Genomic DNA, 6,097 nt, shown 5'->3' with positions numbered 1-6,097 from the left:
GCTCCGATCCCATGCAAAGCTGTCGATCGGAGCTGGCGCTTCAGCGCTTGCTCCGATCCCATGCAAAGCTGTCGATCAGAGTTAGCGCTTTAGCGCTTACTCTGATCCCATGCAAAGCTGTCGATCAGAGTTAGCGCTTTAGCGCTTACTCTGATCCCATGCAAAGCTATCCATGTTGCGCGAGTGCATCTTCGCTGTGATTCGCGCGGCAGCATTCACAACTGCCGCGCGATCACCATTCTTTGCACTTCGCTGGTCCCCTCGTAGATCTGCGTGATCCGCGCATCGCGGTAATGGCGCTCGACCTCGTAGTCGACGAGGAAACCGTAGCCGCCGTGGATCTGGATTGCGTCCGAGCACACCGCCTCGGCCATTTCGGATGCGAACAGCTTCGCCTGCGACGCCTCCGACAAACACGGCAGGCCCGCCGTGCGCAGCCGCGCCGCGTGATGCGTGAGGAGGCGCGCGGCGTTGATCCGCGTCGCCATGTCCGCGAGCTTCTCGGCGATCGCCTGATGCTCGGCGATCGGCTTGCCGAACTGGACGCGCTCGCGCGCATAGCGGCGCGCGCGGTCGAACGCGGCGCGCGCGATGCCGATCGCCTGCGCGGCGATGCCGATGCGCCCGCCTTCGAGATTCGACAGCGCGATCTTCAGCCCTTCGCCGCGCTTGCCGAGCAGATTCTCCTGCGGAATCGCGCAATTTTCGAGCGTGATCGCGCACGTGTCCGACGCGCGGATGCCCATCTTCTTCTCGGGCTTGCCAACGATGAAGCCCGGCGTGTCGGCCGGCACGAGGAACGCGGACAGCCCGCGCTTGCCCTCGTCCGGATCGGTCATGGCAAAAACGATCGCGAGGCCGGCGCGCGCGCCGTTCGTGACGAACTGCTTGCTGCCGTTCAGGATCCAGCGGCCGTCGCGCAACTCCGCCCGGGTGCGCAGGTTGTGCGCCTCGGAGCCCGCCTGCGGCTCGGTGAGGCTGAACGCGCCGATCGTCTTGCCGGTCGCGAGATCACGCAGCCAGCGCTCCTTCTGCTCGGGCGTGCCGTAGTTCAGCACCGGCCCGCAGCCGACCGAATTGTGCACGCTCATGAGCGTCGCGCACGACGCGCAGCCCGCCGCGATCTCCTCGAGCGCGAGCGCGTACGCGACGTAATCGGTGTACGATCCGCCCCAGTCGGGCGGCACGATCATGCCGAGGAAGCCGAGTTCGCCCATCTGCGCGACGACCTCGTCGGGCAGATGCGATTCGCGGTCCCACTGTGCGGCGTTCGGCGCGAGCGCTTCGGCGGAGAAGGCGCGCGCGGCGTCGAGGATCATCCGTTGATCTTCGGTGTAGAGATCGTCCATTGCTGCATGTCTCCTCGGCGGCCGCCGCGTCATGGCGCGGCGCGCCTCGTTCGTTCTGTCTCGATGAGTCAAGTGTAGGCAACGCACGGGTTCTGTTCGATGCTCGCTCCGCTCAATTACACTGATCGTTTTTGCCACACCGCGCCGCGGCATGCTCCTGCGATGAAGTACGACGAGAAGAAAGGCACCGTTTCGATCGAGCTCGTGGAGTCGAGCCTCGCGCTGTCGCGGCGGCGCGGCGTCGACGACGCGCCGCTCCTCGCGCAGGCTGGCATTCCCGCCGCGCTCCTCGCGTCGCCGAGCGCGCGCGTGTCCGCGCGGCAGTACGGCGCGCTGTGGAACGCGATCGCGCGCGCGCTCGACGACGAGTTCTTCGGCCAGGACGCGCACCCGATGCGCTGCGGCAGCTTCATCGCGATGAGCCAGGCGGCGCTCACCGCGCGCAACGGGCTGCGCGCGCTCGCGCGCGCGGTCAACTTCATGCACTGCGTGCTCGACGATCTGCACGGCGAGATCGACGCGAACGCCGAGCGCGTGCGGCTGCGCTTCGTGCACCGCGACGGCGCGAGCGCGCCGGAGATATTCGCTTACGCGACTTATTTCGTCATCGTCTACGGTCTCACCTGCTGGCTGATCGGGCGGCGCATTCCGCTGTTGCACGCGAGCTTTCGCTGCGGCGAGCCGCGCGCGGTCCACGAATATCAACTGATGTTCTGCGACGACATGCGCTTCGATCAGCCCGAGTCGTATGTCGATTTCGATCCGGAGTTCGCCGCGCTGCCCGTCGTGCAGACGGCGAAGACGCTGAAGCCGTTCCTGCGCGACGCGCCCGCGAGCTTCATCGTCAAGTACCGCAACCCGCACGCGTTCGCGCAGCGCGTGCGCGCAGCGCTGCGCGGGCTGCCGCCCGCCGCGTGGCCGACCGCGCAGGCACTCGCCGCGCGGCTGCACGTCGCCGAAGCGACGCTGCGGCGCAAGCTCAGGCAGGAAGGCCATTCCTATCAGTCGATCAAGGATGCGCTGCGTCGCGATCTCGCATGCGAAGCGCTCGCCGATCCGGCCCGCACCGTCGCCGACGTTGCCGCGGCGATCGGCTTCGCCGAGCCGAGCGCGTTCTACCGCGCGTTTCGCAAGTGGCGCGGGATGAGCCCCGCCGACTACCGCGACGAAGCGCTCGCCGCGCGCGCCGCCGCTTCGCGCTTTCGCCGGAAACCGCCTACTCTTTAAGCACCGGGCGCACGCCCTTTTCACGGCCCGGCTGCGGCGCCGCACCATGCGGCCGCGCGCCGCCGGCCGACACCGCGATGCACACGCCCCGTCCTTCGCCGCGGCACGGCAAGCTTCCCGCGCGGCTCGCGCGCGCGGCCGTGCTGGTCGGCCTGTTGCTGGCCTGCGCGGCAGTCGCCGCCGCGCGCGCGCCCGTCGTCGTGATTCCGGTCACGGGCGCGATCGGCCCCGCAAGCGCCGACTTCGTCGTGCGCGGCCTCGATCGCGCCGCACGCGAGCACGCGCAGCTCGCGATCCTCCAGCTCGACACGCCGGGCGGCCTCGACACGTCGATGCGGCAGATCATCAAGGCGATCGTCGGCTCGGGCGTGCCCGTCGCCGCGTTCGTCGCGCCGGGCGGCGCGCGGGCGGCGAGCGCCGGCACCTACATCGTCTACGCGAGCCACATCGCGGCGATGGCGCCCGGCACGAACCTCGGCGCGGCGTCGCCCGTGCAGTTCGGCGTCGGCGGCCCGGCGCCGCCCGCCGCGCGGCGCGAGCCCGGCGCCGCATCCGGCGCGACGGCGACCGATACCGAATCGACCGAAACCCGCAAGGCGCTGCACGACGCGGCCGCGTACATCCGCAGCCTCGCGCAGTTGCGCGGCCGCAACGTCGAATGGGCGGAGCGCGCGGTGCGCGAGGCAGTGAGCCTGCCCGCGAACGACGCGCTCGCGCAGCACGTCGTCGACCTGATCGCGAACGACCCGGCCGATCTCGCCGCGCGGCTCGACGGCCGCAAGATCGTCACCGCGACAGGCACGCACCGGCTCGACACCGCGCAAGCGCCGATCGAGACGATCGAGCCCGACTGGCGCAGCCGGCTGCTCGCGACGATCGCCGATCCGAGCGTCGCACTCGTGCTCGTCACGCTCGGCATGTACGGACTCTTCTTCGAATTCGCGAACCCCGGCTTCGTGCTGCCGGGCGTCGCGGGCGCGATCAGCCTGCTCGTCGGCCTGTTCGCGCTGCAACTGCTGCCGATCAACTACGCGGGCCTCGCGCTCGTGATGCTCGGCATCTCGTTCCTGGTCGCCGAGGCGTTCCTGCCGACATTCGGCGCGCTCGGCGTTGGCGGCATCGTCGCGTTCGCAATCGGCGCGCTGATGCTGATCGACACCGACGTGCCCGGCTACGGCGTGCCGTGGCCGGTGATCTTTTCGCTGGCGGCGTCGGGCGCGATCCTCGTGTTCGGCGTGTCGGGCTTCGCGCTGCGCGCGCGTCGACGCCCCGTCGTCGCCGGCGCGGAAGCGATCGTCGGCAGCATCGGCGAAGTGCTCGACGACGGCCTCGTGCCCGATCAACCGCCCGAAATCGGCCCGAGCGCGAATCCGGCCGCGCCGCTCGCGCCGTCGGCGGCCGGCTGGGCGCGCGTGCACGGCGAGCGCTGGCGCGTCGCGAGCGCGACGCCGATCGCGGCCGGCCGCCGCGTGCGCGTGACGGGCCGAAACGGCCTCACGCTGACCGTGGCCCCGCTGTACGACAACACCGCCCCACCACAAGGAGAACAATCATGATGGGCTTCACGTTCGGCTTCAGCAGTCTGTTGTTCGTGCTCGCGCTGTTCGTGATCGCGTCGGCGATCCGCATCTTCCGCGAATACGAGCGCGGCGTCGTGTTCCTGCTCGGGCGCTTCTGGAAAGTCAAGGGGCCGGGCCTCGTGCTGATCATCCCGGTCGTCCAGCAGGTCGTGCGGATCGATCTGCGCACCGTCGTGTTCGACGTGCCCGCGCAGGACGTGATCACGCGCGACAACGTGTCGGTGAAGGTCAGCGCGGTCGTGTATTTCCGCGTCGTCGATCCGGAAAAGGCGGTGATCCAGGTCCAGCGCTACTTCGACGCGACGAGCCAGCTCGCGCAGACGACGCTGCGCTCGGTGCTCGGCAAGCACGAGCTCGACGCGCTCCTCGCCGAGCGCGAGCAATTGAACGCCGACATCCAGAAGACGCTCGACGCGCAGACCGACGCGTGGGGGATCAAGGTGTCGGTGGTCGAGATCAAGCACGTCGACCTGAACGAGACGATGATCCGCGCGATCGCGCGCCAGGCGGAAGCCGAGCGCGAGCGGCGCGCGAAGGTGATCCACGCGGAAGGCGAGCTGCAGGCGTCCGAGCAGCTTCTGAAGGCCGCGCAGCGGCTCGCGCTACAGCCGCAGGCGATGCAGCTTCGCTATTTGCAGACGCTGACGACCATCGCCGCCGACAAGAATTCGACGATCGTTTTCCCGCTGCCGATCGACCTCGTGAGCGCGGTGCTCGAGCGCTTCGGCCGCGCGCCGCAGTGATCGAACCCCGATTGCCGCACGCGCATTCCGTCTCGCCTCGTCCGGTTTCGCCGCATTTCCGCCCGCGCCGGCCCGCGCGGGCCACGCCGTTTCCCGCCGACGAATTAGGAAAAGTACTCATCACAAACACGCGCGCGTACGAGGCTCGTTGATATAAGATACTTACATTGATCAATGTCACATTTGCTGACGAAGCGCATTGACGGCTGACGCATTCGCGGCCGGCATCGCCGTTCAGAACGACGAAGAAAAGGAGACGACGCCATGGCCGAGCATCCGCTGCCGGAAATCCACATCGAGGAGCTGGATCAGTTCCGCTCCGTCCAGCAGCTCGCGTACCGCTGCGTCGAAACCGTCGGCGACATGCTGTACCCGGGCATCACCGAAAAGCAGGCCGCGCGGCTGATGATCGAATGGGCGCAGGACCACGGCGTGCACGACTGGCTGCACAAGCCGTTCGCGTGGTTCGGCGACCGCACCGCGTTCGAAGGCTTCTCGGGCCTCAAGCACCTGGGCGGCTTCAATCTCGCGTTCTTCCCGAGCAACCGCGCGCTCGAGCCCGACATGCCGGTGATTCTCGACGTCGCGCCCGTCGTCGACGGGATCGTCGCCGACGTCGGCTATGCAACCTGCCTCGGCCGCAACCCGATCCTCGAGCAGTTGCAGGACGACCTGATCGCGCACCGCGAGATGATCGAGGCGCTCGTGAAGGCGCGCCGCACGCTCGCCGAAGTCGCGCAGGAAGTCGACGCGCTGTGCCGCCGCCAGGGCGTCGAGCCGCGCCACAAGGCGTATCCGTTCAAGGTGCTCGCGCATCGCGTCGCGAAGCTGCACAAGCTGTCGAAGCCGCGCTTCGTCGCGCGCTTCGGCCTTAACTCGACGCGCAACCTGCTGCTCGAGCAGACGCGCGCGGGCAAGGAGCAGGGCTGGTCGCCGCTGTGGTCGATCGACGCACGCTCCGATCACGCGCCGACGCCCGGCCTCTGGGCGGTCGAGCCGCATCTCGGCTTCGCCGGCGTCGGCGCGAAGTTCGAGGAGCTGCTCGTCATCACTGACGACGACGCGTACTGGCTCGACGACGACCTGCCGCACGTGCGCCGCTGGCACGCGCGGCAGGCAAGCAAGCCGCTCGCGCGCGAACAGGCCGCGTGACGGCTCTCGCCGCGCGTATTCCCTCTCCGCCAACACAACAAGACAC

General features: G+C 68.7%; 5 protein-coding genes. 4 read left to right on the top strand and 1 reads right to left on the bottom strand.

Going from position 1 to position 6,097, the window contains the following annotated elements:
* Window positions 1-215 precede the first annotated feature (215 nt).
* Window positions 216-1,349, bottom strand: a complete 1,134-nt coding sequence (locus WS69_RS18475) for an acyl-CoA dehydrogenase family protein (protein WP_059472170.1) — start codon at window positions 1,347-1,349, stop codon at window positions 216-218.
* 99 nt (window positions 1,350-1,448) lie between these two features.
* Between WS69_RS18475 and WS69_RS18470 the strand changes: the two genes are divergently transcribed.
* The 4 genes from WS69_RS18470 (at window position 1,449) to WS69_RS18455 (ending at window position 6,051) form a co-directional block, all read left to right on the top strand.
* Window positions 1,449-2,576 (top strand): AraC family transcriptional regulator, encoded by a 1,128-nt coding sequence (locus WS69_RS18470; RefSeq protein WP_082716298.1) that lies wholly within the window; start codon window positions 1,449-1,451, stop codon window positions 2,574-2,576.
* Window positions 2,577-2,653: 77 nt separating this feature from the next.
* Complete coding sequence (locus tag WS69_RS18465; protein ID WP_059472168.1) at window positions 2,654-4,132, top strand: NfeD family protein; 1,479 nt, start codon at window positions 2,654-2,656, stop codon at window positions 4,130-4,132.
* A complete protein-coding gene (locus WS69_RS18460; protein ID WP_059472167.1) occupies window positions 4,129-4,899 on the top strand; it encodes a slipin family protein in 771 nt (256 codons plus the stop codon). Before WS69_RS18465 ends, WS69_RS18460 begins: the two co-directional genes overlap by 4 nt.
* 264 nt (window positions 4,900-5,163) lie before the next feature.
* Complete coding sequence (locus WS69_RS18455) at window positions 5,164-6,051, top strand: M24 family metallopeptidase (protein WP_059472166.1); 888 nt, start codon at window positions 5,164-5,166, stop codon at window positions 6,049-6,051.
* Window positions 6,052-6,097: the final 46 nt, after the last annotated feature.

Origin of the sequence: Burkholderia sp. BDU5 (assembly GCF_001522845.1) — a bacterium.
Taxonomy (GTDB): domain Bacteria; phylum Pseudomonadota; class Gammaproteobacteria; order Burkholderiales; family Burkholderiaceae; genus Burkholderia; species Burkholderia mayonis.
Note: the sequence above shows the minus strand (reverse complement) of the source record. Positions and strands in the feature narration are given on the sequence as shown.

Excerpts from the sequence above, each read along its gene's own strand:
- WS69_RS18475 (WP_059472170.1), bottom strand. The coding sequence starts at position 1,349 with ATGGACGATCTCTACACCGAAGATCAACGGATGATCCTCGACGCCGCG.
- WS69_RS18470 (WP_082716298.1), top strand. The coding sequence starts at position 1,449 with ATGCTCGCTCCGCTCAATTACACTGATCGTTTTTGCCACACCGCGCCG.
- WS69_RS18465 (WP_059472168.1), top strand. The coding sequence starts at position 2,654 with ATGCACACGCCCCGTCCTTCGCCGCGGCACGGCAAGCTTCCCGCGCGG.
- WS69_RS18460 (WP_059472167.1), top strand. The coding sequence starts at position 4,129 with ATGATGGGCTTCACGTTCGGCTTCAGCAGTCTGTTGTTCGTGCTCGCG.
- WS69_RS18455 (WP_059472166.1), top strand. The coding sequence starts at position 5,164 with ATGGCCGAGCATCCGCTGCCGGAAATCCACATCGAGGAGCTGGATCAG.